Annotated in this window: 22 protein-coding genes; 6 read left to right on the top strand and 16 right to left on the bottom strand. The window is 74.5% G+C overall.

The genetic code is table 11. The features are described 5' to 3' along the window. Positions 1-309: 309 nt before the first annotated feature. The 9 genes from K2224_RS24505 to K2224_RS24545 all read right to left on the bottom strand — a co-directional run bounded on the left by K2224_RS24505 (position 310) and on the right by K2224_RS24545 (position 10,379). Positions 310-1,263, bottom strand: coding sequence for a slipin family protein (locus K2224_RS24505; protein WP_221908665.1), 954 nt, complete (start codon positions 1,261-1,263; stop codon positions 310-312). A 380-nt stretch (positions 1,264-1,643) separates the two neighbouring features. Next, positions 1,644-2,450, bottom strand: coding sequence for a DUF1684 domain-containing protein (locus tag K2224_RS24510; protein ID WP_221908666.1), 807 nt, complete (start codon positions 2,448-2,450; stop codon positions 1,644-1,646). A gap of 1 nt (position 2,451) precedes the next feature. Continuing rightward, a complete protein-coding gene (locus tag K2224_RS24515; RefSeq protein WP_221908667.1) occupies positions 2,452-3,771 on the bottom strand; it encodes an NtaA/DmoA family FMN-dependent monooxygenase in 1,320 nt (439 codons plus the stop codon). Further along, positions 3,771-4,883 (bottom strand): LLM class flavin-dependent oxidoreductase, encoded by a 1,113-nt coding sequence (locus K2224_RS24520; protein WP_221908668.1) that lies wholly within the window; start codon positions 4,881-4,883, stop codon positions 3,771-3,773. Before K2224_RS24520 ends, K2224_RS24515 begins: the two co-directional genes overlap by 1 nt. Positions 4,884-4,930: 47 nt before the next feature. Then, positions 4,931-5,899: an ABC transporter substrate-binding protein gene (locus K2224_RS24525; RefSeq protein ID WP_221908669.1), complete on the bottom strand. Its 969-nt coding sequence runs from the start codon at positions 5,897-5,899 to the stop codon at positions 4,931-4,933. Positions 5,900-5,939: 40 nt separating this feature from the next. After that, positions 5,940-6,701, bottom strand: a complete 762-nt coding sequence (locus tag K2224_RS24530) for an amino acid ABC transporter ATP-binding protein (RefSeq protein ID WP_313904792.1) — start codon at positions 6,699-6,701, stop codon at positions 5,940-5,942. Then, entirely contained in the window at positions 6,698-7,630 is a 933-nt protein-coding gene (locus K2224_RS24535; RefSeq protein WP_221908670.1) for an amino acid ABC transporter permease, read from the bottom strand. The genes K2224_RS24530 and K2224_RS24535 overlap by 4 nt, the downstream gene beginning before the upstream one ends. Positions 7,631-7,632: 2 nt before the next feature. Continuing rightward, the gene (locus tag K2224_RS24540) at positions 7,633-9,519 is read right to left on the bottom strand and encodes an FAD/NAD(P)-binding domain-containing protein (protein ID WP_221908671.1); all 1,887 of its coding nucleotides are present in this window, start codon (positions 9,517-9,519) and stop codon (positions 7,633-7,635) included. Continuing rightward, positions 9,516-10,379 (bottom strand): amino acid ABC transporter permease, encoded by an 864-nt coding sequence (locus K2224_RS24545; protein ID WP_221908672.1) that lies wholly within the window; start codon positions 10,377-10,379, stop codon positions 9,516-9,518. The genes K2224_RS24540 and K2224_RS24545 overlap by 4 nt, the downstream gene beginning before the upstream one ends. Positions 10,380-10,879: 500 nt before the next feature. Between K2224_RS24545 and K2224_RS24550 the strand changes: the two genes are divergently transcribed. The 3 genes from K2224_RS24550 (at position 10,880) to K2224_RS24560 (ending at position 13,081) form a co-directional block, all read left to right on the top strand. Beyond that, entirely contained in the window at positions 10,880-11,386 is a 507-nt protein-coding gene (locus tag K2224_RS24550) for a GNAT family N-acetyltransferase (RefSeq protein WP_221908673.1), read from the top strand. After that, complete coding sequence (locus K2224_RS24555; protein WP_221908674.1) at positions 11,383-12,339, top strand: ABC transporter substrate-binding protein; 957 nt, start codon at positions 11,383-11,385, stop codon at positions 12,337-12,339. Before K2224_RS24550 ends, K2224_RS24555 begins: the two co-directional genes overlap by 4 nt. 292 nt (positions 12,340-12,631) lie before the next feature. Continuing rightward, the gene (locus tag K2224_RS24560) at positions 12,632-13,081 is read left to right on the top strand and encodes a cell division protein SepF (protein WP_221908675.1); all 450 of its coding nucleotides are present in this window, start codon (positions 12,632-12,634) and stop codon (positions 13,079-13,081) included. A gap of 36 nt (positions 13,082-13,117) precedes the next feature. Here the strand turns inward: K2224_RS24560 and K2224_RS24565 are convergent, their stop codons facing one another. Both K2224_RS24565 and K2224_RS24570 read right to left on the bottom strand, forming a co-directional pair. Further along, positions 13,118-14,311 (bottom strand): acyl-CoA dehydrogenase family protein, encoded by a 1,194-nt coding sequence (locus tag K2224_RS24565; protein WP_221908676.1) that lies wholly within the window; start codon positions 14,309-14,311, stop codon positions 13,118-13,120. A gap of 133 nt (positions 14,312-14,444) precedes the next feature. After that, positions 14,445-16,079, bottom strand: coding sequence for an MFS transporter (locus K2224_RS24570; RefSeq protein ID WP_221908677.1), 1,635 nt, complete (start codon positions 16,077-16,079; stop codon positions 14,445-14,447). Positions 16,080-16,302: 223 nt separating this feature from the next. On the opposite strand from K2224_RS24570, the gene K2224_RS24575 reads away from it, so the two are divergent. Both K2224_RS24575 and K2224_RS24580 read left to right on the top strand, forming a co-directional pair. After that, on the top strand, positions 16,303-17,496 hold the full coding sequence (locus tag K2224_RS24575) for a hypothetical protein (RefSeq protein ID WP_221908678.1): 1,194 nt from the start codon (positions 16,303-16,305) through the stop codon (positions 17,494-17,496). Positions 17,497-17,761: 265 nt separating this feature from the next. Next, entirely contained in the window at positions 17,762-18,796 is a 1,035-nt protein-coding gene (locus tag K2224_RS24580) for a phosphatase PAP2 family protein (protein WP_221908679.1), read from the top strand. Between the two features lie 120 nt (positions 18,797-18,916). Here the strand turns inward: K2224_RS24580 and K2224_RS24585 are convergent, their stop codons facing one another. From K2224_RS24585 to K2224_RS24605, 5 genes are all read right to left on the bottom strand, one after another. Further along, positions 18,917-19,141: an I78 family peptidase inhibitor gene (locus K2224_RS24585; RefSeq protein WP_221908680.1), complete on the bottom strand. Its 225-nt coding sequence runs from the start codon at positions 19,139-19,141 to the stop codon at positions 18,917-18,919. Between the two features lie 377 nt (positions 19,142-19,518). Next, on the bottom strand, positions 19,519-20,454 hold the full coding sequence (locus K2224_RS24590; RefSeq protein WP_313904793.1) for a MerR family transcriptional regulator: 936 nt from the start codon (positions 20,452-20,454) through the stop codon (positions 19,519-19,521). 10 nt (positions 20,455-20,464) lie between these two features. Continuing rightward, the gene (locus K2224_RS24595; RefSeq protein WP_221908681.1) at positions 20,465-21,331 is read right to left on the bottom strand and encodes a hypothetical protein; all 867 of its coding nucleotides are present in this window, start codon (positions 21,329-21,331) and stop codon (positions 20,465-20,467) included. An 83-nt stretch (positions 21,332-21,414) separates the two neighbouring features. After that, the gene (locus K2224_RS24600; RefSeq protein ID WP_221908682.1) at positions 21,415-22,674 is read right to left on the bottom strand and encodes a glycosyltransferase; all 1,260 of its coding nucleotides are present in this window, start codon (positions 22,672-22,674) and stop codon (positions 21,415-21,417) included. A gap of 227 nt (positions 22,675-22,901) precedes the next feature. Further along, positions 22,902-23,480, bottom strand: a complete 579-nt coding sequence (locus K2224_RS24605) for a transglycosylase family protein (RefSeq protein ID WP_221908683.1) — start codon at positions 23,478-23,480, stop codon at positions 22,902-22,904. A gap of 287 nt (positions 23,481-23,767) precedes the next feature. On the opposite strand from K2224_RS24605, the gene K2224_RS24610 reads away from it, so the two are divergent. Next, complete coding sequence (locus tag K2224_RS24610) at positions 23,768-24,562, top strand: hypothetical protein (RefSeq protein ID WP_221908684.1); 795 nt, start codon at positions 23,768-23,770, stop codon at positions 24,560-24,562. Positions 24,563-24,600: the final 38 nt, after the last annotated feature.

The raw sequence follows: 24,600 nt of genomic DNA on the forward strand, positions 1-24,600 counted from the left end.
AGCACGGACGGGTCGGCTCCGTGGCGACCGCCACGGGGCGTCGCGTCCATGCCAACGCAGCCGAGTATTCCCATCCGTCCCACTCGTGCACAAGACCGGGTTCCGGTCTCCGGTACGGGAGTTCACGTTTTCGGCACGCCTCGTTCACACCGATATGCGCGCACCCGTATCCCGAGTGCGGACATCAGAGGGGGGACGGCGCCTCCGGGGGCGCGCGAAGTGTGAGGGTCGCACCTGTCCGGAAAACGACCCCGGTTTTCCGGAGCGGGGGGCGGAAAACCGGGGCCGTGCGGCAGTGCCTCGGGGTTGCTACGGGAGGTTCTCGGCCTCGGGGAGGTCCTCCAGCGCCGGCAGGACGTCGTCGATGTGGCCGTTCTCCACCGGAGACGGGGCCGGCGGCGGGCTCGGGGCCGCCGGGGCCGGGGCCGCGTCGGGGGTCGCCGGCCGCTGCCCGCGGGCGCGTTCGGCCGCCGCCTCCGCGTACGCGGTCTGCGCCTGGGCCTGGAGGCCGGAGCGCTCCAGGAAGCGCAGCAGCTCCACCGGGAAGGGCAGGACGAGGGTGGAGTTCTTCTCGGCGGCGACCGCCACCACCGTCTGCAGCAGCCGCAGTTGCAGCGCGGCGGGCTGGTCGGACATGGCCGCGGCGGCCTCCGCCAGCTTCCGGGACGCCTGCAGCTCGGCGTCGGCGTTGATCACGCGGGCCCGGCGGTCCCGGGTCGCCTCCGCCTGGCGGGCCATCGAGCGCTTCATCGTCTCCGGCAGCGAGACGTCCTTGATCTCGACCCGGTCCACGCTCACGCCCCAGCCGATGGCCGGGCTGTCCATCATCAGCTCCAGGCCCTGGTTGAGCTTCTCGCGGTTGGAGAGCAAATCGTCCAGTTCGCTCTTGCCGATGATCGACCGCAGCGAGGTCTGGGCCATCTGGGAGACCGCGAAGCGGTAGTCCTCGACCCGGACGATCGCGTCGGCGGCGTCCACGACCTTGAAGTAGACCACCGCGTCGACCCGGACCGTGACGTTGTCCCGGGTGATGCCCTCCTGGGCCGGCACCGGCATCGTGACGATCTGCATGTTGACCTTGCGCATCCGGTCCACGGCCGGAATGATCATGGTGAACCCCGGCTCGCGCACCGGCGAGGTCAGCCGCCCCAGGCGCAGCACCACACCGCGCTCGTACTGCTTGACCACCCGTGCCGCGGCCATCAGATAGACCGTCCCCGCGGAGGCCAGCGCCACTACGGCCGCCACCACTTCTCCGACCATCACGGCCCCCTGACATGTGCCGTTGCGTCGTCGCGTCGTCCAGGTCGACCTGTCTCCCATGGTAGGCCCGGCCCAGTGGCCGGGGCGAGGCTCGCGGCAGGGCCGCCGCCGGGCCCTCGTCGACCGGTCGGCAAGGGCCCTCCGCCGCCGCGCGGCCGGACAAGGGGGCCGCCGCTGTCGCCGGGCTCGGCGCCGACCGTGGTCCGGATGAGGCCGGAGACGATGTCGCCGTTGCCGTGGTTCACCGTGGCGTTCGCCGTCCCGCGGTGCAAGAGGCAGGACCCGATTCCGCGCCCCGGCGCACCACCCCGCCGGACGTCCCCAACGCGCCGCCCCGGCAGCCGGGTTGGCGGCTGCCGGGGCGGCGGGACGGGCCCGGCTCAGCCGAAGAGCGCGCGCCGCTCCCCCGCCCGCAGCGCGAACGGCAGGGTGTTGCCGGGCGGCGGGAAGGGGCACAGGAAGTGGTCGGCGAAGGCGCAGGGCGGCAGCTGGGTGCGGTTGAGATCGACCGGCACGGTGCCGTCGGCGGCCGGCGCGGGCGGCCGCAGGAAGCGGAAACGGTAGCTGTCGGTGCCGCTGGTGGCGTCGGCCAGCACCGCCCACAGCGAGCCGTCCGGCTCCACCGCGACCTGGAGGGTGTGCTCGTCGCCGTCGAGGGGGAAGGCCAGCTCCCCGCCGAGGACGAAGTCCCGCTCCCGCCCGTCGGCGTTGGCCACCTGGACCGTACGCCGCGCGGCGTACGGGCGGAACAGGCCCGGCCGCACCCAGCGCTCCTCGTACGGATGGGCGTCGAGGCCGGCGAAGGCGCGCCGGGCCGGGGACTCCGGGTCGAAGTCGCGGACCGCCCACAGCCCCTCGCGGCGCAGCACCACCAGGCGGCGCGCGCCGTGGCGGACCCGGGCGGCCGCGGGCCCGGCGTCCTGGTCGAGCAGGTGGGTGCCGGCGGCTGGTGCGCCGTCCACGGTGAGGCCGTCCCCGGGCGCGGCCTCCAGGATCACCGCGGTGCCGTCGGCGGCGGCCGTCCAGCGGCCCGGCAGCCCGTCGATCCGGCCGTCGGGGTGGTCGGCGAGCCAGTGCGTGCCGGCGAGCGCGAGCGGGCCGTAGGGGCCGGTGACCGTGGCCAGGCGCGCCTCGTGCCACTCCTGCCACTCCCGGGCGGCGTCCGGCGGGGTCGTGCTGCGGGTCATCTCAGTCCTTCCGTGCGGGGCGCGCCGGTTCCGGCAGCCCCAGGTGGGAGCGCAGGGTGGTCCCGGTGTATTCCGTGCGGAAGACGCCGCGCTCCTGGAGCAGCGGGACGACCCGCTCCACGAACGGGTCCAGGCCACCGGGGGTGAGGTGTGGGACGAGGATGAAGCCGTCGGCGGCGTCGCTCTGCACGAAGGCGTCCATCTCGTGGGCGACGCTCGCAGGGGTGCCGACGAAGGACTGCCGCCCGGTGGCCTCGATGACGGTCTCCCGGATGGACAGCCCCTTGGCGCGGGAGAGCGCCCGCCACTTGTCCGCGACGGCCTGCGGGTCGGCGATCCGGACCCGGCCCCGGGCCAGCTCGCCGTCCGGGTCCGGGTCGATCTCCGGCAGCGGCCCGTCGGGGTCGTAGGAGGACAGGTCCACTCCCCAGACCTGCTCCAGGGTGAGCAGCGCGGTCTGCGGGGAGACCTGCCGGCGGCGGATCTCGACGGCCGCCTCCTGGGCCTCGGCCGCGGTGTCACCGAGGACGAAGGTCACCCCCGGCATGATCTTGAGGTCCGCGGGCCGCCGCCCGTACGCCGGGAGCCGGCGCTTGACGTCCGCGTAGAAGGCCCGGCCGGCCTCCTGGCCGCTGTGCCGGGTGAAGATCACGTCGGCGGCCGAGGCGGCGAACTCCCGGCCCTCGGCGGAGTCCCCGGCCTGGATGACGACGGGGTGGCCCTGCGGGCTGCGCGGGAGGGCGAACTCGCCGCGGACGGTGAAGTGCGGGCCGCGGTGCTCGACCCGGTGCGGCACCCCGCCGTCCGCGCCCGAGTCCCACAACTCCCGTGCGGTGGCGAGGAATTCGGCGGCGCGGGTGTAGCGGTCGGCGCGGTCGAGGTAGCCGCCGCGGCGGAAGTTCTCCCCGGTGAAGGCGTCGGAGGTGGTGACGACGTTCCAGGCGGCCCGGCCGCCGCTGAGGTGGTCCAGGGAGGCGAACCGGCGGGCGAGTTCGTAGGGCTCGTTGAAGGTGGCGCTGACCGTGCCGGCCAGGCCCAGCCGCTCGGTGACCGCCGCCAGGGCGTTGAGGACGGTGAGCGACTCGGGCCGGCCGAGCACGTCGAGGTCGTGGATCCGGCCCTTGTGCTCGCGCAGCCGCAGCCCCTCGGCCAGGAAGAAGAAGTCGAACAGGCCGCGCTCCGCGGTGCGCGCCAGGTGCTCGAAGGAGGCGAAGTCGATCTGGCTGCCCGACCGGTCATCGGCCCAGACGGTGGTGTTGTTGACGCCGGGGAAGTGCGCGGCGAGGTGGATCTGCTTGCGGGGGCGGGGGTCGGTGCCCATCAGGAAACCTCCCGGGCGAGGGCGTAGATGCTGGCGGGGCGCGGCAGGCCGAGGTGGGCGCGCAGGGTGGTGCCCTCGTAGGAGCGGCGGAGCAGGCCGCGCTCCCGGAGGAGCGGGACGGTGCCCTCGACGATCCGGGACAGGTCCCGGGCGGGGTCGGCGGGGCGCAGATGGAAGCCGTCGGCGGCGCCCTGGGCGTACCAGTCGCCGAGCAGGTCGGCGAGGCCGGCGGCGTCGGCCGCGGACTCCAGCTCGACCGGCAGCGAGGCCAGCACCAGCAGGGCGCCGGGGTCGCGGCCGTGCGCCCGGGCCCGCTCGCGCAGTGCGGCGCGGGCGGCGCCGGCGGTCTGCGGGTCCTCGGCCCGGACCAGCGCGACATCGGCCCGGGCGGCGGCCACCTCCAGGCGGGCCGCTCCCCCGGCTTCCGGACTTCCCCCGAACGGGGAGGGACCCCCGTCGGGCCCGCCGGTGTCCCCGGTCGCGTCGACGACGGTGACCGGCCGGCCCTGCGGCGGCCGGGGCACGATGGACGGCCCGCGGACCGAGAAGGTCCGGCCGGTGAAGTCGACGTGGTGGAGCCGGTCGCGGTCGACGAAGCGGCCGGTGGCCCGGTCGCGGATCTCCGCGTCGTCCTCCCAGCTGTCCCACAGCAGCCCGGCGACCTCGGCGACCTCGCCGGCCTCCGACCAGACCTCGGCGGACGGGGCGGCCGGATGGGGGTCCCTCCCTGTTCGAGCGAAGCCGAGCACTTGGGGGAGTCCCACGAGCGCGGCCTCGGCCTCGGTGGTGGACACCTCAACCGTCCAGCCGGCCCGGCCGCGGCTGACCCAGTCCAGGGTGGCCACGGCGGTGGAGACGTGGAACGGCTCGGTGTGGGTGGTGGTCACCGTCGGGACCAGCCCGATCCGGGCGGTGGCCGGCGCGATCCGGGCGAGCACCGCGAGGGCGTCCGGACCGGGCCCGCCGAAGCGGTCGCCGAGGGTGACGAAGTCCAGGGTGCCGCGCTCGGCGAGCCGGGCGAGCGCGGTGTAGTGGGCGGCGTCGGGGCGGGGCGGGTCCTGCGGGGCGTCCAGTGCGACGGCCAGCCGCGGCGGGTGGTGCGGTACGGGCATGGTGGGGGCCTTTCCGTGCGGTAAGGGGCCAGGGCCTGGGTCGGGGTTCAGTCGGCGGTCCTGGGCAGTCCGGGCGGGTTGATCCGCGAGGTCGCCACGGCCTCGCCGGACAGCCCCCAGCGGGCCAGCACCCGGGCGTAGCGGCCGTCGGCGATGACCTTGCGCAGGGCCGCGGCGTACGCCCCGACCAGGCCACTGCCCTTGCCGGTGGTGGCGGCGATCTCGCCCCGGAGGTGGGCGCCGCCGCCGGAGAAGGTGCCGGCGATCTCGGTCCGGCCGGCGGCGGCGACGTGGTAGGCGACGGTCGGGTCGGGCGCGAAGTAGCCGTCGATCCGGCCCGATTGGAGCGCGAGCTGCACGTCCGAGGGCTTCTGGAAGTACTTGACGTCCACCGGCCTGCGGCCGGCCCGCTCGTCCTCCCGGCTCCAGTCCAGCAGGATCTTCTCCTGGTTGGTGCCGGAGCCGACGGCGATGGTCCGGCCCGCCACGTCCGCGGGGCCGCGCACCTTCCAGCCGCTGCCCTTCCTGGCCTCCATGGCCAGCTGGTCCAGGCGGTAGGTGGCGAAGTCGTACTTCTCCTTGCGCTCCTCGGTGACGGTGACGTTGGCGAAGACCGCGTCGAGCTTGCCGCTGTCCAGGCCGACGAAGAGGTTCTCCCAGGACAGCGGCTCGAAGTGCGGCTTCAGCCCGAGGGTGTCGGCGACGAGGGTCGCCAGGTCCTCCTCGACGCCGATGAGGGTGGTGTCGTCGGTGGCGTAGAAGGTCAGCGGGGGGCTGCTCTCGGCGCCGACACCGATCCGCAGTTCACCGGTCCGCCTGACCCGGGCGGGCACCAGCGCGGCGCTCGCCGGGTCCTTGCTGCCGCGGATGCGGTGCTGGTCGGGGCCGATGTCGAGCTTCGGGCCGCCGTTCCCCGCGGCGACCTCCGCGCTCGCCGTGTCACCGGTGCCGCAGGCGGTGAGCAGGGCGGCGCCGGCGGCGAGGGCGAGGGCGGCGGCGAGCGTACGGCGGATCACGGGGTGCCTCCTCGGGCGGCGTACGGGGGCGGCGGTCACGTCACAGGACCTTCGAGAGGAAGGCCCGGGTGCGCTCGTGGCGCGGGTGGTCGAGCACCTGGGCGGGCGGACCCTGCTCGACGATCCGTCCGCCGTCCATGAAGACGACGGTGTCGGCGATCTCGCGGGCGAAGCCGATCTCATGGGTGACGACGATCATGGTGGTGCCCTGGTGCGCCAAGTCCCTGATGACGTCCAGGACTTCGCCGACCAGCTCGGGGTCGAGCGCCGAGGTCGGCTCGTCGAAGAGCAGCAGCCGGGGTTCCAGGGCGAGCGCCCGGGCGATGGCGACCCGCTGCTGCTGACCGCCGGAGAGCTGCCGGGGGTAGGCGTCCGCCTTCTCCGCCAGGCCCACCCGGGCCAGCAGCCGGCGGGCGGTGTCCTCGGCTTGCGCCCGCGGGCGGCGCTGCACCGCGACCGGTGCCTCGACGAGGTTCTCCAGCACCGTCAGATGCGGGAAGAGGTTGAAGTTCTGGAAGACGAACCCGATCCCGGTGCGCTGCTTGAGGATCTCCCGTTCCCGCAGCTCGTACAGCTTGTCGCCGGACCTGCGGTACCCGACCAGCGCGCCGTCGACGCTGATCCAGCCGCTGTCGACCTTCTCCAGGTGGTTGATGGTGCGCAGCAGCGTGGACTTGCCCGATCCGGACGGGCCGAGGACGACGGCCACCTCGCCGGCGGCGACTGCGAGGTCGATGCCGCGCAGCACTTCGTTGGACCCGAAACTCTTGTGGACGGACCGGACTTCGACCATGGCGCTCATCGTGCGGCCCCCTTGGCGTAGTGGCGTTCGACGTAGTGCTGGAGGACGGAGAGCACGGTGGTGAGGAGGATGTACCAGGCGGTGGCGACCATCAGCAGGGGCACCACCCGGCCGTTCCGTCCGTAGACGACCTGGACCTGGTAGAAGAGTTCGCCGATCGCCATCACCGAGACGATCGAGGTGCCCTTGAAGAGGGAGATCACCTCGTTGGTGGCGTTCGGCAGGATCGAGCGCATCGCCTGCGGCAGCACGATCCGGCGCAGCCGGCGCAGCCGCGGCAGGCCGAGCGCGGCGGCGGCCTCCACCTGGCCGCCGTCCACGGCCTGCACCCCGGCCCGGACGATCTCCGCGGCGTACGCGGCCTGGTGCAGTGCCAGCCCGAGGACCGCCGCGCCCATCGCGCCGACCAGCCCCATCGTGTCGAAGTGGAAGAGGCCGGGGCCGAACGGGATCCCGAAGTCCAGCCGCCGGTAGAGATAGGCGAGGTTGAACCAGAACAGCAGCTGGACGATGAGCGGGATGGACCGGAAGGCCCAGACGTAGCCGAAGGCCACCCAGCGCAGGAACGGGCTGGCGGACAGCCGCATCAGGGCCAGCACCAGGCCGAGCGCGAAGCCGAGGGCGGTGCCGTAGGCGGTCAGCTGGAGGGTGACCCCGACGGCCTTCAGGATCGTGCCGCTCGTGAAGAACCGGGCGAACACCCCCCACTCCCAGGCCGGGTTGGTGATCAGGCCGTGGGCGAACTGCGCGAGCAGCACCGCGGTCACCGCGATGCCCGCCCAGCGCCAGGGGTGGCGTACGGGGACGACCTTCAGGGCCACCGGATCGTCCCCTGCCGGTGGTCCGGCGCGTTGCGGGACGGGCCGGGCGGCCGGGGCGGGGCCGGCGGGAGGATCGCCGGCGAGGGCGGAGTCGCTGGTCAGCGGCATGGTCAGTCCTCGGGGGTGAGTGCGGGGACCGGGACCGGTGGGGCGGTGCGGTCGCGGAGGAGGGTGAGCAGGGCCCGGGCGCTCGCGTCGTTCTGCCGGAGGGCGGGCGCGTTGGTACGGGGGCGGACGAAGGCACCGCTCGACCGGGCGTCGGTGTGCGGACCGAGGGCGAACCGGCGCGGGTGCGGCCGGCCGGCGCGGTCCAGGATCCGGCCGTCGGCCGGGTCGACGGCCAGCAGCCCGCCGGCGGTGGCGCGGGCGCCGTCGGCGTGCAGGGCGCGCAGCAGCCGGTCCGTGGTGCGGGCCACGGAGGGTTCCGGCAGGCGCGCCTCCACCAGGGCCCGGGCCGTGGTCCCCGGTCCCGGCAGGCTGGTGGAGCGGGCACGGAACACCCCGCGGGCCTCGTCGGCGGTGACGGTCAGCCCGGCGCCGAGGAAGCGCACCATCCCGGCCCGGGACAGCGCCGACAGCTGCCGCAGCCGGGGGCCGGGCGGCCCGGAGGCGAGGAAGCTGAAGAAGCCGTGCCACCAGGGCCCCTGGTCGCCGAGTCGGGTCAACTGGCCGTAGACCGACAGCAGCCCGAGGAAGACCGCCAGGTCGGGGCTGTGCGCGGGGTCGTGGCGGCGCTTGAGGTCGGCCTCGATGTGGCCGCGCAGCCCGGCCTGGAGCGCCGCGTCGTCGGCGTAGCGGACGCCGTCGAGCGGGTGGTCCAGCGCGTCCAGGTCGAGCCGGTCGGCCGGGTCGGGGACGGCGGCGGAGACCAGGGCCTGGAGGGCGGCACCGCCCGGTTCGCACGCGGCGTACTTCTCCTCGAAGTCCGGCCACGCCATCCGGGTGCGGTCGGCGTGGGCGGTGAACAGCCGGTGGTAGTGGGCGAAGCCCAGCTCCTTGTCGATCAGCGGCCGGACGTCCCGCCCGAAGTCGACGCCGCCGGGGCGGGCGAGCAGCGCGTCGACCTCGGCTGGTCCGAAGTACCGTGGCAGCGGCGGCCGTTCGCCGACCGGCGGGTAGCCGATCTTGGAGTGGTAGGGCACCCCGCGCCGGGATCCGACGTGCAGCACCGGTTCCCGGCCGGAGGGGTGGTAGGTCAACTCCCCGCCGGGGCCGGTGGTGTACGTCCCGCCGCGCCCCTCGGTCAGCAGCACCATCAGGTCGACGAAGGCCAGCCCGAAGCCGCGCACCAGCACCGGCTCACCGGGCCGCAGCACGCCCAGGTCGCTGTCGGCGGTGAACGCCGGCGGCAGGTACGTCAGCCCGTGCCGGGCCGCGAACCCGCCCAACTCCCGTTCCTCCGGTCCCGGTCGGGACTCCAGGTGGCCCAGCGTCAGCACGACCGCGTCGGCCGGCAGCGGGGCGGCGCGGCCGGCCAGCCACACCCGCTGGCGCCCCTCGCGCGGGCCGGAGACGCGTACCGCGGTCGTCCGGTGCGTGTGCACGGTGACGCCGGGCGGCAGGGCGGCCACCGCGTCCTCGTGGGCCCAGCGGAGGTAGCCGTTGAGCAGCCGGCGCCCGGCGAAGTCCCGCGGGCCCAGCGCCGCCGCGTCCCCGCCGGGGCCGGGCGGGGCGGGCAGCCGCCCCTCGCGCACCGCGCGGGCCCACTCGGCCAGCGAGGGGCCGGGGCGCACCGGCCCGGCCTGCTCGACGGTCTCGTCGGTGAACATGGTGACGTCCTCGGCCGTGGAGTTCATCCACAGCAGCGGGGACTGCTCCCGGCGCCAGATCCGGCCGCCGCCGGGCGGGTGCGGATCGACCAGGTGCAGGTCGAGCGGCGCGTCGCCCCACAACTCGGGGGCGTTGGCGGCGATCCGCTCCAGCACTCCGGTGCCCCGCGGGCCGGCGCCGACGATGACCACGGACGGCCGGGCCGGGTTGCGCGCGGCCGGGCTCACCGGGCACCGGCCGTGCCGCGGGCGTAGTGCCGCTCGACGAAGTACTGCCCGGCGCCGAGGACCGAGGTGACCAGGACGTACCAGAGGGTCGCCACCAGCAGCAGCGGGATCACCTGGTAGGTGCGGTGGTAGACCAACTGGACGGAGTAGAGCAGGTCCTGGACGGCGATGACGCTGACGATGGAGGTGCCCTTGAGGGTGCCGATCAGCATGTTCCCGGTCGGCGGCAGGATCGACCGCATCGCCTGCGGCAGCACGATCCGGCGCAGCCGCCGCCCGGCCCCCAGCCCCAGCGCCTGGGCGGCCTCGGACTGCCCCCGGTCGACGGAGAGGATGCCGCCGCGGACCACCTCCGCGGCGTACGCGGCCTCGTGCAGGGTCAGTCCGATGACGGCGACGGCGGCCGGCGAGAGCAGGTCGACGGTCCGGACGCCGAGCACGACCGGGTACAGCGCCCCGATGTTGAACCAGAACAGCAGCTGCACCAGGATCGGCATCGACCGGAACAGCCAGACATAGCCCCGGCCGATGCCGCGCAGCACGGGGTTGCCGGACAGCCGCAGCACGGCGAGCAGGGTGCCCAGCGCGAAGCCGAGCACCATCACCACGGCGGTCAGCCAGAGCGTCAGCCCCAGGCCGCGCAGCACGGCGGGGGTCAGGAAGTAGTCGGCGACCACGTCCCACTGGAAGGCGGGGTTGCGGACCGCGGAGGCCAGGGCGAGCGCCAGCAGGGCGAGGAGGACGGCGGCGGCCGCCCACTGGCCGGTGCGGCGGCGCGGCACGATGCGCGGGACGGCGCGGTCCGGTGGACCGGGTGGCGCCGCGGGCACGGCGGGGACGTCGAGGGTGCGGGAAGGCATGCGAAGGCTCCGTGGACACGTGGGTTCCAGCACGGGAGTTGAGCGCCTTCACACAGGCAGAACGGGTCGCACCCCTCAGCACGACCGGCCCTTGAGGCTATGGGGAGGGCACCGCCGGTTGTCAAGGGCCGGCCGGACACGGGGCGCACGGTGAGCGATGGATCACGTCGTGGTTGACGCGGAAACGGATGCCTGTTCCACTTGGTCGCATGCATCCATGGCAGCGGCTGGTCACCCGTGACCACATCGACTTCGGTCGTGTGTGGTCGTCCTCCTGTTGAGCTGACCCCCTGCCCCTGCGGCCCGCCGTTCCCGGCCGGGCCCTTTCCGCGGTTTCTCCTTCCCCGCCGCGCGCCTTCACACCCGCGCCGCCGTCCGGCGCACCCCTCCCCTCGCACCACCGCGCACGCCGCACCCCGCCAACTCCCCCTTCTCCGCCCCCCGTTCAACCGGCACGCTCGGACACCGCCGAGCACCGTCACGACCACGGAGGCGCCCCGATGCCCGTCGCGCCACGGCCGCCCCGCGCGGCCCGCCTGACGATCCGTCACACCACCGTCACCGATCCGCTCGCCCGTCCGCTCCTGGACGAGCTCACGCACGAGTACACCACCCGCTACGGCCGCCCCGTCGACCTGAGCCGGGAGTGCCCCGCCGCCGAATTCACCCCGCCCACAGGCGCGTTCCTGCTGCTCCTGGAGGACGGCGCCCCGGTCGCCGGCGGCGCCTACCGCCGCCACGCCCCGGACACCGCCGAGCTCAAGAGGATCTGGACGCACCACGCGCACCGCCGCCGCGGCCTGGCCCGGCGCGTGCTGACCGCCCTGGAACAGCACGCCGCCGCGCGCGGCTACACCCGGATCCACCTCACCACCGGCCCCCGCCAGCCCGAGGCCCGGGGCCTCTACCTCGCGGCCGGCTACCGCCCGCTGTTCGACCTGACCGCCGACCCGGAGTCGATCGGCCCGCTGCCGTTCGAGAAGCACCTGGAGACCCCGCGCCCATGACCCGCACCCGTATGCCCGCCGCCACCGCGCCGCGCACCGCCGCCCTCCTGGTCGCCGCCGCCCTGACGGTCACCGCCTGCGGCGCCGGCGGGACGGCCGCCGGCGCCCGGGACGCCGGACCGGCCGCCGCGCAGGCCCGGATCCCCACCACCGACGTGGTCTCCGGCGTCCGCAAGGACCCGGCCGCCGCCGCGCTGCTGCCCGCCGACGTCCGCGCCCGCGGCACCCTCCGCCTGGCCAGCAGCATCGGCACCCCGCCCGGCGCCACCTACCTGCCCGACGGCCGGACGCCGGCCGGCCAGGACATCGACTTCGCGGACGCGGTCGGCAAGGTGCTCGGCCTGAAACTCACCCGGGAGGTGGCCGGATTCGAGGCGATCCTGCCGGCCCTGGACAGCGGCAAGTACGACGTCGGCACCGGCAATTTCGGCGTCACCGACGAACGCCGCAGGACCCTCGACTTCGTCACCTACATCAACGACGGCCAGGGCTTCGCGGTCCGCCGGGACAGCCCGCTGAAAAAGGTCACCGCACTGACCCGGCTGTGCGGCCTGAAGGTGGCCACCGGCGCCGGCACCACCTTCGAGGCCACCCTCGCCGAGCACCGCCACGAGTGCACGGACGCCGGGAAGCCGCCCTACGACGTACAGACCTACGCCGACCAGGGCGCACTGTGGATCTCCCTCCAGCAGGGCCGCAGCGACGTGGTGATGAGCACCGTCAACGGCCTGCGCTACGCCGTCGCCCAGCAGCCGGGCCTGCGCTTCCTCAACGAGTTCAAGCGCCTGGACGTCGGCTTCGCCTTCAAGAAGGGCACCCCGCTGGCCCCCGCCTTCCGGGCCGCGGTCAACCGGCTCAAGAAGGAAGGGACCTACGACCGGATCCTCAGAAAGTGGGGAACCACCCCCTCCGCCCTCGCCGTCTCACGGATCAGCCCGCCGGAAATCCACTGACCCGGCGGTACCGCCACGGCCCCGAACCCCGGTCCGACGCCCGATCCTCCTCGCGAACCGCCACCGCTCCCGCCCCGCCGGCCGGCCGCCGGCACCCCGCACACACCGATCGTGACGCCTTTCATACTGTCAGTTCACCGCCAGGGCACGCGCACTGACGGTGCACCACCCTCTTTGCACCAGATATGTCACGAACCCCCCGTGCGGCGGCTATCCGCTTGGCACACCCTCGCCCTCATGGACGACGATAGGGAGAACGGAACGCACCCGCCGCGAGTGAGAGGAGGCGTCAATGGGATCGGTACGCAAGGCGAGCGCCTGGCTTGGCCTCGTCGACGACAACGATGACGAGCGCTACTACGACGACGACTACGCCGAGGGACCCGAGTCCGCCGACTCGGCCGGCAGTCCCTGGGTCACCGACCCCCGGGTCCGGGTCGCCGACGAGGCCGCCCGCACCCAGGGCACCCGCATCGCCACGGTCACCCCGGCCTCCTTCCGGGACGCCCGTGGCATCGGCGAGCTGTTCCGGGACGGCGTCCCGGTGATCGTCAACCTGACGGCCATGGAGCCCGCCGACGCCAAGCGCGTGGTGGACTTCGCCGCCGGCCTCACCTTCGGTCTGCGCGGCTCCATCGAGCGGGTCGCCACCCGGGTGTTCCTGCTCACCCCCGCCGACTACCAGATCGTCACCGGCGAGCCCCGCGGGAACCGCAACGGCGGCTTCTTCAACCAGAGTTGAGCGGCCCGCGGATCCTTGCCGGCGGCCGCGGGGCGCTCACCGGAAGGCGTCGAGCCCGGTGAGCGCCTTGCCCAGCACCAGTTGGTGCATCTCGGCGGTGCCCTCGTAGGTCAGCACCGACTCCAGGTTCGTGGCGTGCCGCATGACGGGGTACTCCAGCGAGATCCCGTTGGCGCCGAGGATCGTCCGCGCGGTGCGGCAGATGTCGATCGCCTCGCGGACGTTGTTGAGCTTGCCGAAGCTGATCTGCTCCGGCAGCAGCCGCCGGGCGTCGAACCGCCGCCCGAGGTGGTGGGCGAGCAGCACGCCCTTGTGGAGTTCCAGCGCCATGTCGGCGAGCTTGGCCTGGGTGAGCTGGAAGGCGCCGATGGGCTTGCCGAACTGCTCGCGGGTGCGGGCGTAGTCGAGCGCCGCCTCGAAGCAGGACCGCGCCGCCCCCATCGAGCCCCAGACGATCCCGTAGCGGGCGTGGCTCAGGCAGCGCAGCGGGCCGCCCAGCCCGCGGGCCTCCGGCAGCATCGCGTCGGCGGGCAGCCGCACCCCGTCCAGGACCAGCTCGCTGGTGACCGAGGCGCGCAGCGACCACTTGTGCCGGATCTCGGGTGCGGCGAATCCGGGGCTGTCGGTGGGGACGACGAAGCCGCGGATGCCGTCGTCGGTCTGTGCCCAGACCACCGCGACGCCGGCCACCGACCCGTTGGTGATCCACATCTTGCGCCCGGTCAGCACCCAGTCCGTACCGTCCCGTTCGGCGTGGGTGCGCATGCCCGCGGGGTCGGAGCCGTGGTCCGGCTCGGTCAGCCCGAAGCAGCCGATGACCTCGCCGGCGGCCATCCGCGGCAGCCACTGCCGCTTCTGCTCCTCGGAGCCGAACCGCCAGATCGCGTACATGGCCAGCGAGCCCTGCACGGAGACCAGGGAGCGGATGCCGGAGTCGGCGGCCTCCAGCTCCAGGCAGGCCAGTCCGTACTGGACGTGCGAGGCGCCGGCGCAGCCGTAGCCGGTCAGGGACATGCCCAGGGCGCCGAGCGAGCCCAGTTCGCGGGCGAGTTCACGGACTGCGGGGAGTTCGCCGCGCTCGTACCAGTCGGCGATGTGCGGCAGGACCCGGTCGGCGGCCCACCGGCGGACGGTGGCGCGGACCGCGCGGTCCTCGTCGGAGAGCAGGTCGTCCAGGCCCAGGGGGTCGCTGGGGTCGAACGGCGGGAGCGGGGACGGCGTTGCGGGCATGGCGGGTCCTCCGGCGGTATCGGCGCTCGCACGAAAACTAGCAGTGGTAGTCACGTGCGCCCGACGGTACGGTCCGCGGCGCCGGGCGGGCAAGGGTCGCCGCCGCGCGGCGGGACCGGCCGTCCCGGCCCCGTCAGCGGCCGGAGCTCGCGGGGGCCGGCGTCCCCTCGCGCCCGGCGGGGGCGCCCTCCTCGGCCGCGGCGTCGGCCCGCTCCGCGGACTCCGCGGCCCGGCGCGGCAGCCGCAGCGCGAGCCCGGCACCGGCCAGCAGCAGCACCGCACTGGCGACGAGGGTGACCCGCAGGCCGTGCACGAAGGAGTCCCGGGCGGCCAGCCGGAGCGCCTCCCGGGCGTGCTCGCCCAGCCCGGCGGCGACCTTGTACGCCTCGCCGAGCGAGTGCGACGCCGAGTTGGAGGCCCGGTCGGAGACCCCGGCGACGTGGTTCAGACCCGGCGCGTAGGCGGCGTTCATCACGCTGCCGAGCAGCGCCACACCGATCCCGGCGCCCAGTTGGTAGGCGGTCTCACCGAGCGCCGCCGCACCGCCGGACTGCGCCGCCGGAGCCTCGCTGAGCATCGACTCGTAGGCCCCGAAGAGCGTGGACTGGAAGCCGAAGCCGAGCAGCACGAAGCCGAGGGAGAGCTGCCAGAAGCGGTCCTGGCCGCCCAGCGCGGTCAGCGAGACCACCGCGATCGCGGTGAGGGTGAAGCCACCGGAGACCATCAGCCGCGGGCCGAGGGCCTGTAGCAGCCGGGAGCCGGTGAGCCCGGCGGCCATCGCGGCGAACACCAGCGGCAGCATCCGCAGCCCGGTCGCCAGCGGGCTCAGGTGCAGCACCAGTTGGAGGTACTGGACGGCGATCAACTGCAGCCCGACGAGGGCCAGCATCGCCAGCACGATGCACCCGATCGAGGTGCCGAACGCGGGCCGGGCGAACAGCCGCATGTCGATCAGCGGATGGGCACGGCGGCCCTGCCGGCGGACGAAGACGATCAGCAGCACGACGCCGACGGCGATCGGCAGCAGCGTCGTCACCCCGACGATGGGCGCCCCGCTGCCCAGCCGCTTGACGCCGAAGACGATGCCCAGCACGCCGAGGGCGGCGATCAGCGCGCCGGCCAGGTCCCAGGGCCCGTTGCGCTCGCCCCGCGACTCCGGCAGCAGCCAGCGCCCTATCAGGAACATCGCCGCCATCATCGGGATGTTGATCAGGAAGACCGAGCCCCACCAGAAGTTCTCGACCAGGAAGCCGCCGAGCACCGGGCCGACCGCGGCGCCGACCGCGGCCACCGCGCTCCACACCCCGATCGCCACCGCCCGTTCCCGCCGGTCGGGGAAGACCTGGCGCAGGATGGACAGCGTCGCCGGCATGATCATGGCGCCGCCGATACCGAGCAGCGCCCGGGCCGCCATCAGGATCTGCGGGTTGGGCGCGAGCGCCGCGGCGGCCGAGGCCAGCGCGAAGAGCCCGTAGCCGAGCAGGAGAACCCGGCGGCGGCCGACGCGGTCGCCGAGGGTGCCGAAGAGGATCAGCAGCGAGGCCGCGATCAGCGGGTAGACGTCGACGATCCACAGCAGCTCGACCGGACCGGGGCGCAGGTCCTCGGTGATGGAGGGCACCGCCACGTAGAGGATGGTGGTGTCCAGCGCGACGAAGAGCAGGCTCACGCACAGCACCGTCAGCACCGTCCAGCGGTTCACGCCGCCGCCTGTGTGCCCGGGAACACCACCCGTCCGCCCCCTGCCGGACGCGGTCGTCCCTGACATCCAGTACCTCCTGTCATGCGCTCGCCGTAGTGGTCTCGCGGCCGCGGTCAAGGGCGCGACGACGCGCCGGCGGAACCGGCGGCACGGGCGAGTTGAGACGTCAGACTACGCGAGTCGCCCGGAGGCCCGCGTGGTCCACCTCACGGTGAGACGCTCGTCGCAGCCCCGACGTTGCGCGACCGCACCGCACGGTCGCGCCCCCGCCACCTGGATAATCGTCCGGATGAACGATCTTGCCTCCACCGCCGCACCCGGCCGGGCCCTGTGTCCGCCCGCCGTCCGTGCCGCGCTGCGCCGCGCCGTCCCCGGCCTGGCGGCGTACGCGGCGATCCGGCTGCTCGGTCTGATCGTGCTCATGGCCTGGTCCGCCGCCGACGGCAAGGACTGGCACACCCTGCTGACCGCCCGCTGGGACTCCCTCTGGTACACCCGGGTCGCCGAGCAGGGCTACGGCTACACCGTCCACCTGCCCAACGGCGACGTCCACTCCAACCTGGCCTTCTTCCCACTGCTGCCCTGGCTGGAGCGCGGCCTGTCGGCGCTCGCCCCGCTGTCCGCCGCGGACGCCGGGATGGCCGTGGCCTGGACGGCGTCGCTGGCCGCGGCGGCCGCGCTGTACGTCACCGGCGAGCGGCTGCACGGACCGCGGGCCGGGGTGCTGCTGGCCGCACTGTGGGCCGCGCTGCCGGTCGGGATCGTGCAGTCGATGGCGTACTCGGAGTCGCTGTTCACCGCCCTCGCGGCATGGGGCGTCTACTGCGTACTGACCGGGCGCTGGGTCTGGGCCGGCGCGCTGGCCGCGCTCGCCGGGCTGACCCGGCCGGTCGGCGCCGCGGTGGTCGCCGCGGTATGGATCAGCGCAGCGGTGACGGTGGCGAACGAGCGGGCCGGCGGGGTCCGGGCCCGCGCCCTCCTCCGCGGCCGGCACCGGCGGATGCTGCTCGGCGTGGCACTGGCCCCGCTCGGCTGGTGCGCCTACGTCCTGTGGGTCGGCGCCCGCCAGGGCTCGCTCACCGGCTATCTGGACGTCCAGGCCGGCTGGCACAACGGCTTCGACGGCGGCCTCGCCTTCGCCTCCTTCATCGGGCACCAGCTCACCGGACCCGCCTTCGCCGCCGGCCTGGCCCTGCTGGTCGGCGTCGCACTGGTGATCTGGCTGTATGTGCACGGCGTCCGAAAGGGCCAGCCGCTGCCGCTGGCGGTCTACGGCGGAACGGTGCTGCTGATCGCACTCACCGCCAAGGGCTACTTCGGGTCGAAACCGCGGCTGATGATGCCGGCCTTCCCGCTGCTGCTGCCGCTCGCGGCGGGCCTGGCCCGGTGGCGCCCGGCACGGTCGTGGCTGGTCATCGGGGTGGTGGCGGCCGGCTCGGCGGTCTACGGCGCGTTCTGGCTCAACGGTTCCGGCCCGCCGTGACCGGAAGATCCCGCTCCGTAAACGCCGCGCCGAGGAAAACGCGCCGCGACACCCGTACGAATGGCGGATAAACTCCGACGGCGAAAAACAGATAAGCACCTATGACGGCGACACGCGGATGGCTGGAACGGAATCCGGCGCCCGGAGAATTCTCTTCGAAATCCCGGGAAGCCGACCGGGATTGAGACCCATTCCACATCACATCGTCATTACAAAGCGCACGGTTTGACCAAGTGCATACATCACACGCGGTAACGTCGTTTGAGTGCGTACCGATGACAAGCTCGACCAGATGGAGGAGCGCCTCCCGACCGATCGCGTCAGACCGCCGCGCATGACCCGGACCCGCCTGTGGCTGTTCTGGGGCACGCTGGCGGTGTATGCGGTGATCGTCGCCGGGGTGCTGGCCGACACCTCCCTGGTCACCATCGACTGGCAGCTGATGCTGTTCCGGCCGTACAAGCAGTGGCCGGAGATCCATGCCTTCCTCGACTACTTCGTCGTGCTGGGGCAGCGCGGCCCGACCGCGGTGGCGGTGGCGGCCTGGCTGGGCTGGCGCTGCTGGCGGCAGCGCAACCTCCACCCGCTGCTGGTGCTCGGCGCCTCTCTGCTGCTGCTGAACATCACCGTCGGCGCCGCCAAGCTCGGGATGGGCCGGCTCGGTCCGCACTACGCGACGACGGTCGGCTCCAACGAGATGTGGCAGAACGGCGACATATTCCCCTCCGGCCACACCGCGAACGCGGTGGTCACCTGGGGCGTGCTGGCCTATCTGGCGACCACCCCGCTGCGCCGCCGCACCCTGTCGGTGATCGCCGCGCTGGGCGCGCTGGGCGTCGGGATGACCACCGTCTACCTCGGCACCCACTGGGTCAGCGACGTCCTGCTGGGCTGGGCCGCGGGCCTGCTGGTGCTGCTCGCCATGCCGTGGCTGGAGCCGGGCATCACCTGGGTCGAGGACCGGCTCATGGGCGTCCTGCTGCGGCTGTGGCTGCGGCTGCGCCCCGATTCGCTGCGCGGCCCGCTGCCGGCCGGCGCACTGGCCTCGGAGCTCTCCCGGCAGCGGATCGCGCCGGACGGCGAGTTCCTGGTGCGGGAGGCGGTCGGCGCCGCCACCGGCCGCGCCACCCGCGCCCCCGACGGCTGGCCGCACCACCCGCCGCGCCCGCACACCTCGCGCGCCGAGCGCACCCCGGTCACCCCGACCGGCAGCCGCCGGCCGCCGCACGCGGACCGCGTCCCGCGCGGCGCCGCACCGTTCGGCCCGACCGCCGGCCGCCCCCGCAACGGCACCGGCTGACCACCCCGGCGGCGGGGCCCGGTACGCACAACCCCGCCCCGCACGAAGGCCCCGGCCGCTCCCCCTGGGAAGCGGCCGGGGCCTTCGCCGTTGTCCGCCGGGCCGCGGGCGGACCGCCCGTCAGCCCTGCCAGCTGCGCGCCACCACGCCGTTCTCGACCTCGAAGTTGATCCGGCCGACGAGGTACTCCATGGTGATCATCGCGCCCGGCGGCAGCGCCCGGACGGTACTCCAGCCCTGCTCCCGGGCCCGCTCCTCGGCGGCCGCCTGGCCGAGGCCGACATACGCCTCGGGGTCGTCGTGGATCTCCGGTATGTCGCCGGGAAGGTTCGGTTCGGGTGCCATGTCAGCCACCGTAGGCGCCCGCGGCGGCGGGTGGAAGGGCGGTCCCGCGCACAGCGACGTCCCGTGGCGGTCCGCCATTGGTCACACTTGTGTCACGGCGCACGCTCCCGCGTTTGCCGGAACCTCCGTCGCCCTTACGCGCGGTACACCACCGCAACCGGGTGGAAAACAAAGCGGCCGGAATTCCCCCTTGATCAGTTACGGAAGGGCGTGCCGCCGGTTCGGGCAAGCCCGGACAGCACGCCGGAATTAATCGCCCGACCGCCCCGGAATCCCCTTACCGGACGCCCTTTTCCGGCCGTCCCGGAATTGGCCAACGACACACATTCCGCACACATTTCCCGCACATCGCCCAACGGGCGGCCCAGCGGGCGGGCTCACGCCCCGGCCGCGTCCTCGGCGTCGAGGGCGGCGACCAGCCAGTCGTGCGCGGCACCCATCGACGGGCCCCCGCCGCCGGCCGCCTCCTCGGCGTACCGCCAGTACGCCCGCATCCGCGGATCGTCCCCGGCCCGCAGGGACGCCCGCAGCGCGGCGCGGAAGGCGGCGCCGTCCCGCCGCCGGTACGCGCGGGCGTGCGCGGCCACGAAGCAGTCCGCCTCGTCCCCGGGCGCCGGGCGGCGGCCCGCGGCGAGGGCCGTCGCGGCCAGCGCGTACGCCTCGGCGAGGCCCTCGTAGAGCGCCACCGGATCGGTCTCGCCGGGCAGGGCGGCGGCCGCGCGCACCCGGCGGCAGCGCTCCGCCAGCCCGCCGGCGCGGTCCGCGGCGAGTGCGTGCAGCCGGGCGTGGCCGACGACCTGGGCGGGCCGGGGGTCGGTGGGCGGGGCGGGCACCGCGGCCTCGACGACGGCGGCGCGCAGCGCGGGCGGCAGCGCGCGGGGCAGCTGCCGGTGCCAGAAGCGGACCAGCGCGTCGGAGGTGGGCGGCTGCGGGAGGCCGCCCAGCAGGCGCAGCAGCTCCGGGCGGCGTTCCTCGGGGGCGTTGGTCAGCGCGTGCAGGGCGGCCTCCCGCCAGCGGAGCGCGACCAGCCGGTCCCCGACGGCGGCCAACTGCTCGGCCAGCGCCTGCTCCAGGGATCCGCCGGCGAGCGCCTCGGCCACGGCGGGCAGCGGCATCCCCACGGCACGCAGATCACGGATCCGGTGCAGCCGGTCCAGGGCGTCCGGGGCGTAGCGGCGGTGCCCGCCGGCGCTCCGGCCGGACTCCGGCAGCAGCCCGGCGTCGGAGTAGTGGCGCACCGTCTTGACCGTCACGCCCGCGCGGCGGGCCAGCTCCCCGATCCCCAGCAGCTCCCCGCCCGGCACCCGCTCCACGGGCCGGCCCCTAGGGCGTGCCCCGGCCGGCCGGGCCGGTGACCCGTACGGCCAGATCGTTGTCGAGCGTGTAGTACGGGCCGATGCGCAGCTCGCCGCCGGGCGCCGGGACCGGCCGCGCCGGATAGCTGAACACCTGCTCCTTCTCCGGGACGTCGTCCAGGAGCCGGGCGATCCGGACCCTCGGCGCGCCGTCGTCGGGGCGCAGCCACAGGTCCCAGTGCTCGTTGCCGTGCCGCCGGCGGGCGGCCAGCTCGCCGTAGGGGAGGGTGAAGTGGAAGTGGAAGTCCGGGCCGTCGACGGTCAGCGGGACGGCGACCGGATCCCGGCCGCCGCTGCGGGGACCGGCCTCGGCCCGGGCGCCTGGCCCGGGGACCGCCCCGTAGAGACGGCCGCTGACGGTGATGCCCTCGGGGGCGACGATGATGTCGCCGGCCTCGGCGTGCGGCCCGCGCAGCCAGCTGCGCAGGGCGAGGTTGCCCAGCTTGGTGGCGTAGGGGATGCGCACGCCGAGCCGGCCGATGCCGGCCAGCGGACGGCGGTCCACCAGCGACCGCAGGTCGTTGACGCCGGGCAGCAGCCGGCGCGGGTCGGCACCGTCGCCGAGGTCTGCGTAGGCGTGCCAGCGGCCCTCGGCGAGCGCGACGGTACTGGGCAGCACGGCGCGCAGCCGGCCGGGGCCGTTGGGCCCGAGCGGCAGCCGCACCTCGTCGTCGGCATCGTTGTCGGCGGTGCCGCCGGTCTCGTCCGCGCCGTCCCTCAACCGCAGCACCAGGGCCGCGCTCCAGGGGGCGCCGGTGCCCTGAGGGACGTCCAGGTCGAAGGTGAGGCCGCCCGCGGAGTCCGCGATGCAGTCGGCCTTCAGGTCCACGGGCACCGGCGCCCCTCCTCCTGTCGCGGCGGTCCGCCGCGGGCGCTCGGCCGCTCCGGGCCCGGTCACGGGTGACTGCGTCGAGGCGTTCATACCGTCCGCACCCCTCTCACCGCGGCGCGGGCCGCATCCTTGGTGGCGTAGGCGCCGCCGATCAGCGCGCCCCGGGCGCGGTGCAGCGAGCCGCGCAGTCCGCTGCCGCGCCGCCGGTCGAGCAGCTCGCCGAAGAGCGCGGCGTGCCGCCCGGCGACCTCGGCCGGGTCGAAGCGGGTGGACGAGGCGAGCGCGGCGGCGCCCAGCACCGTCCGGGCGGCGTCGTCGCCGATCAGCTCCAGCAGGGCGGTGCCCAGGGCGGCGGGGTGGCCGGCGGGCACCAGCCGCCCGGTGACACCGTCCTCGACGAGTTCGCCCGGCCCGTAGGGGCTGTCGGTGGCGACGACCGGCAGCCCGCAGCGCATCGCCTCGGCCAGGGCCGTCCCCGCGGGCTCCCGGCAGGCGGGGTCCACGGCGACGGCGCCCTTGGCCCACTCGGACTCCAGCGGGCCGGCCGGGCCCATCAGGAAGACGTGGTTGTAGAGGCCGAGTTCGTCGATCAGGGTGCGCAGCGCGGGCTTCTCGGGGCCGCCGCCGTAGATCCGCAGCCGCCAGTCGGGGCGCTCGGCGACCACCGCGGCGAAGGCCCGGACGAGCACGTCGTAGCGCCTGGCCCGGGTGAGGCGGCCGGCCGCCACCACCCACCGGCCGGTGCCGTCGGCGGGCGCCAGCCGCGGGGCCGGGACCGCCCGGGGCACCGCCGCGACCCGGACACCGGGCAACCGCATCAGACGGAGGTGGGCGCGGGCGTCCGCCTCGGTGGCGGTGACCAGCGCGTCCAGCCGCGGGTAGGCGCCGCGCAGCGCCAGCCGCAGCTCCCGTCCGTGCGCGGCCAGGCAGTGCGGCTCCTGGCCGACCCGGAGCGGTCCGCGGCGGGTCTGCCGGGCGACGTGCACGGTGAGGCCGGGCCGGGTGCCGACGACCACGTCGGCCTCGGTCCGGCGCAGATGCTCGGCGATCCGGCGGTCGGTGAGCTCGCTGTACTGGGCGGAGCCCGGCTCGGCGGCCGGGAAGACCCGGGCGGGCCGGCCGCGCGCGGGGTCCATGCGGTCGCCGGTCGGCCCGTGCTCCCGGAGGTCCACCAGGTGCCGCAGCGCCACCCGGGGCCCGAGGTCCAGCGCCGGGGTGTCGCGGCGCCGCAGGACGGAGACGATCTCCACGTCGTGCCGGGTGGCGAGCGCCTTTGCCAGACCGAAGGTCGCCCGGACCGTCTCGCCGGTGCCGTACGCATGGTGAATCAGGAATGAGATGTGCATCCGTCCCCGTGTCCCCTGGTCCCTCGCACTCGTCCTGGTTCCCCCGCGGTTCCCGGCCGCCGGGCGCACGACGGCGCCCGGTCGTCCGGCTGTTGAAGAGTAAGACCGCGGAACGGCCTTCGGGGTTGGGGGTATTGGCCAAGTCGTGCCGAAAAAGTTAGGGCATCGGTATGGCAGGTAGGGAACTCTCCGGACGGCGTGCCCCGCGCCCCGGCGGCGTCCGCGGGTCAGCGGAGCCTGAGCCGGAGACCGGCGCACAGCTCGTTCGGGCGCTCCCCGACGACGGCGCGGTTGGCCTTGTACAACTGCTGCCAGCCGCCCTTGACGTGCCGGCGGCGGGCGATCTGGGCGAGGCTGTCGCCGTCGCGGACGACATAGGTGCGGTCGTCGAGGAGGCCGTAGCGCCGGGAGCAGACGGGCCAGGCGCCCCAGCCCTGCTCGGCCTGGACCCGCTTGGCGACCTCGATCTGCTCCTCCCGGGTGGCCAGATCGGCCCGCTTGGCGTACTTGAGGCCGCCGAACCGCTCCCAGGTGGGCTGCCAGAACTGGAGGCCGCCGTAGTAGTCGTTGCCGGTGTTGATGTGCCAGTCCCCGCCGCTCTCGCATTCGGCGAGGCAGCCCCAGGGCCACTGGTCGTCGGCGCAGGCGTACGGCGGCCGCCCGCCGTCCTCTCCACCGCCGTCCGCACCCGGCGCCCCGTCGGCGAAGGCGCCGCCGGGCAGACACAGGACCAGGGCGGCGGCCGCCGCGACGAGCAGCCCGACGGATTCCACGCGGCGCCGCGGCGCCGAAGAGATGTCCGACATAGCCGGTGACGGTAGGCAGCGGGCCGCCGGGCACCGGCACGCCGCGCCCTCCCGGGGGGCCACCCCACCCCGTCCGTGTACAAAACGGAGCCCATTTGCGTCATGTTCTGCGCAGAAATTGGCGGTGCATGAGCGTTCAATGTCGACTTTTCACCGGTTCCCCGTCGCGCGGCGCGTTGGTTCGATTCTGTTCGCGTCCGCGCGTGACTCTGCCGGGGGTCGCCCGTTGTCCTTGTACGAGCCGGGAGACCGCCCGGCAGCCGCTCATGAAGATCGAGGAGCCACCCGTGCCGCGCATGCTCGACGTCAGCGACGACGTTCGCGCCGAGATCGGCGACGAAGAAGCCGACCGCCTGCTGGCCGGAGAGGACGCCCCGGGCAGCTACGACTGCACCTCGTGCCGGACGCCGGGCAACAGCGAGCAGGAGCGCACCAGCACCGTCCTGTTCGTCGGCGAGGAGACCGCGGTGCTCGCGTTCGCCCACGCCACCTGCATCCCCTCGCAGGTCGTCCCGGTCTCCGAGGAGCAGCTCCGGGGAGCGGTGCGCTCCATCACCGGCGAGGACGCCCGCACCGCGAGCGCCCCGGCCGCCCCGATCCCCACCACCGACCGGCAGGCCACCCTCGGCATCACCTGCGGCCTGGTACTGATCAAGGACGAGCTGCACCCGGCCCTCGTCGTCGAGCCCAACGGCCCGATCGCCCGCCCCGGTTCGACGAGCCTGGAGGACGACTTCCTGCCGCTGCTCCTGGAGCACGGCTTCACCCCGGTGACGGACATGAACCTGCTCCCCGCCCCGATCGACGGCTGGTCCGCGCTGCTGGCCATGGGCAAGCTGCACGCGGTGCTCCAGCCCGGCACCGCCGGCAGCCAGTCCGCCTGGTGGCAGGCGCACCAGCCGCTGGCCGTCTCGGACGGCTGGCGCACCGCGGCCAACAAGGCGCACACCGTGCTGATGTACGCCGCGCCCTCGGGCACCATCGGCCACCAGCCGCGCGAGGACCTGATGCGGCAGGCACTGGAGCAGGCGGCCGCCAAGGGCCTGCTGGTCGCGGCCTCGATGCCGCTGGCCGGAACCTGACCGTCCACCCCCCGATCGCGGGAGCAAGACCGTCCAAT

Source organism: Streptomyces sp. BHT-5-2, from assembly GCF_019774615.1.
Lineage (GTDB): Bacteria > Actinomycetota > Actinomycetes > Streptomycetales > Streptomycetaceae > Streptomyces.

Coding starts and splice junctions, on each gene's coding strand:
- K2224_RS24535 (WP_221908670.1), bottom strand. CDS start 7,630: ATGCCGCTGACCAGCGACTCCGCCCTCGCCGGCGATCCTCCCGCCGGC.
- K2224_RS24550 (WP_221908673.1), top strand. CDS start 10,880: ATGCCCGTCGCGCCACGGCCGCCCCGCGCGGCCCGCCTGACGATCCGT.
- K2224_RS24510 (WP_221908666.1), bottom strand. CDS start 2,450: ATGACCCGCAGCACGACCCCGCCGGACGCCGCCCGGGAGTGGCAGGAG.
- K2224_RS24520 (WP_221908668.1), bottom strand. CDS start 4,883: ATGCCCGTACCGCACCACCCGCCGCGGCTGGCCGTCGCACTGGACGCC.
- K2224_RS24565 (WP_221908676.1), bottom strand. CDS start 14,311: ATGCCCGCAACGCCGTCCCCGCTCCCGCCGTTCGACCCCAGCGACCCC.
- K2224_RS24545 (WP_221908672.1), bottom strand. CDS start 10,379: ATGCCTTCCCGCACCCTCGACGTCCCCGCCGTGCCCGCGGCGCCACCC.
- K2224_RS24555 (WP_221908674.1), top strand. CDS start 11,383: ATGACCCGCACCCGTATGCCCGCCGCCACCGCGCCGCGCACCGCCGCC.
- K2224_RS24600 (WP_221908682.1), bottom strand. CDS start 22,674: ATGCACATCTCATTCCTGATTCACCATGCGTACGGCACCGGCGAGACG.
- K2224_RS24605 (WP_221908683.1), bottom strand. CDS start 23,480: ATGTCGGACATCTCTTCGGCGCCGCGGCGCCGCGTGGAATCCGTCGGG.
- K2224_RS24505 (WP_221908665.1), bottom strand. CDS start 1,263: ATGGTCGGAGAAGTGGTGGCGGCCGTAGTGGCGCTGGCCTCCGCGGGG.
- K2224_RS24515 (WP_221908667.1), bottom strand. CDS start 3,771: ATGGGCACCGACCCCCGCCCCCGCAAGCAGATCCACCTCGCCGCGCAC.
- K2224_RS24570 (WP_221908677.1), bottom strand. CDS start 16,079: ATGTCAGGGACGACCGCGTCCGGCAGGGGGCGGACGGGTGGTGTTCCC.
- K2224_RS24530 (WP_313904792.1), bottom strand. CDS start 6,701: ATGAGCGCCATGGTCGAAGTCCGGTCCGTCCACAAGAGTTTCGGGTCC.
- K2224_RS24560 (WP_221908675.1), top strand. CDS start 12,632: ATGGGATCGGTACGCAAGGCGAGCGCCTGGCTTGGCCTCGTCGACGAC.
- K2224_RS24575 (WP_221908678.1), top strand. CDS start 16,303: ATGAACGATCTTGCCTCCACCGCCGCACCCGGCCGGGCCCTGTGTCCG.
- K2224_RS24585 (WP_221908680.1), bottom strand. CDS start 19,141: ATGGCACCCGAACCGAACCTTCCCGGCGACATACCGGAGATCCACGAC.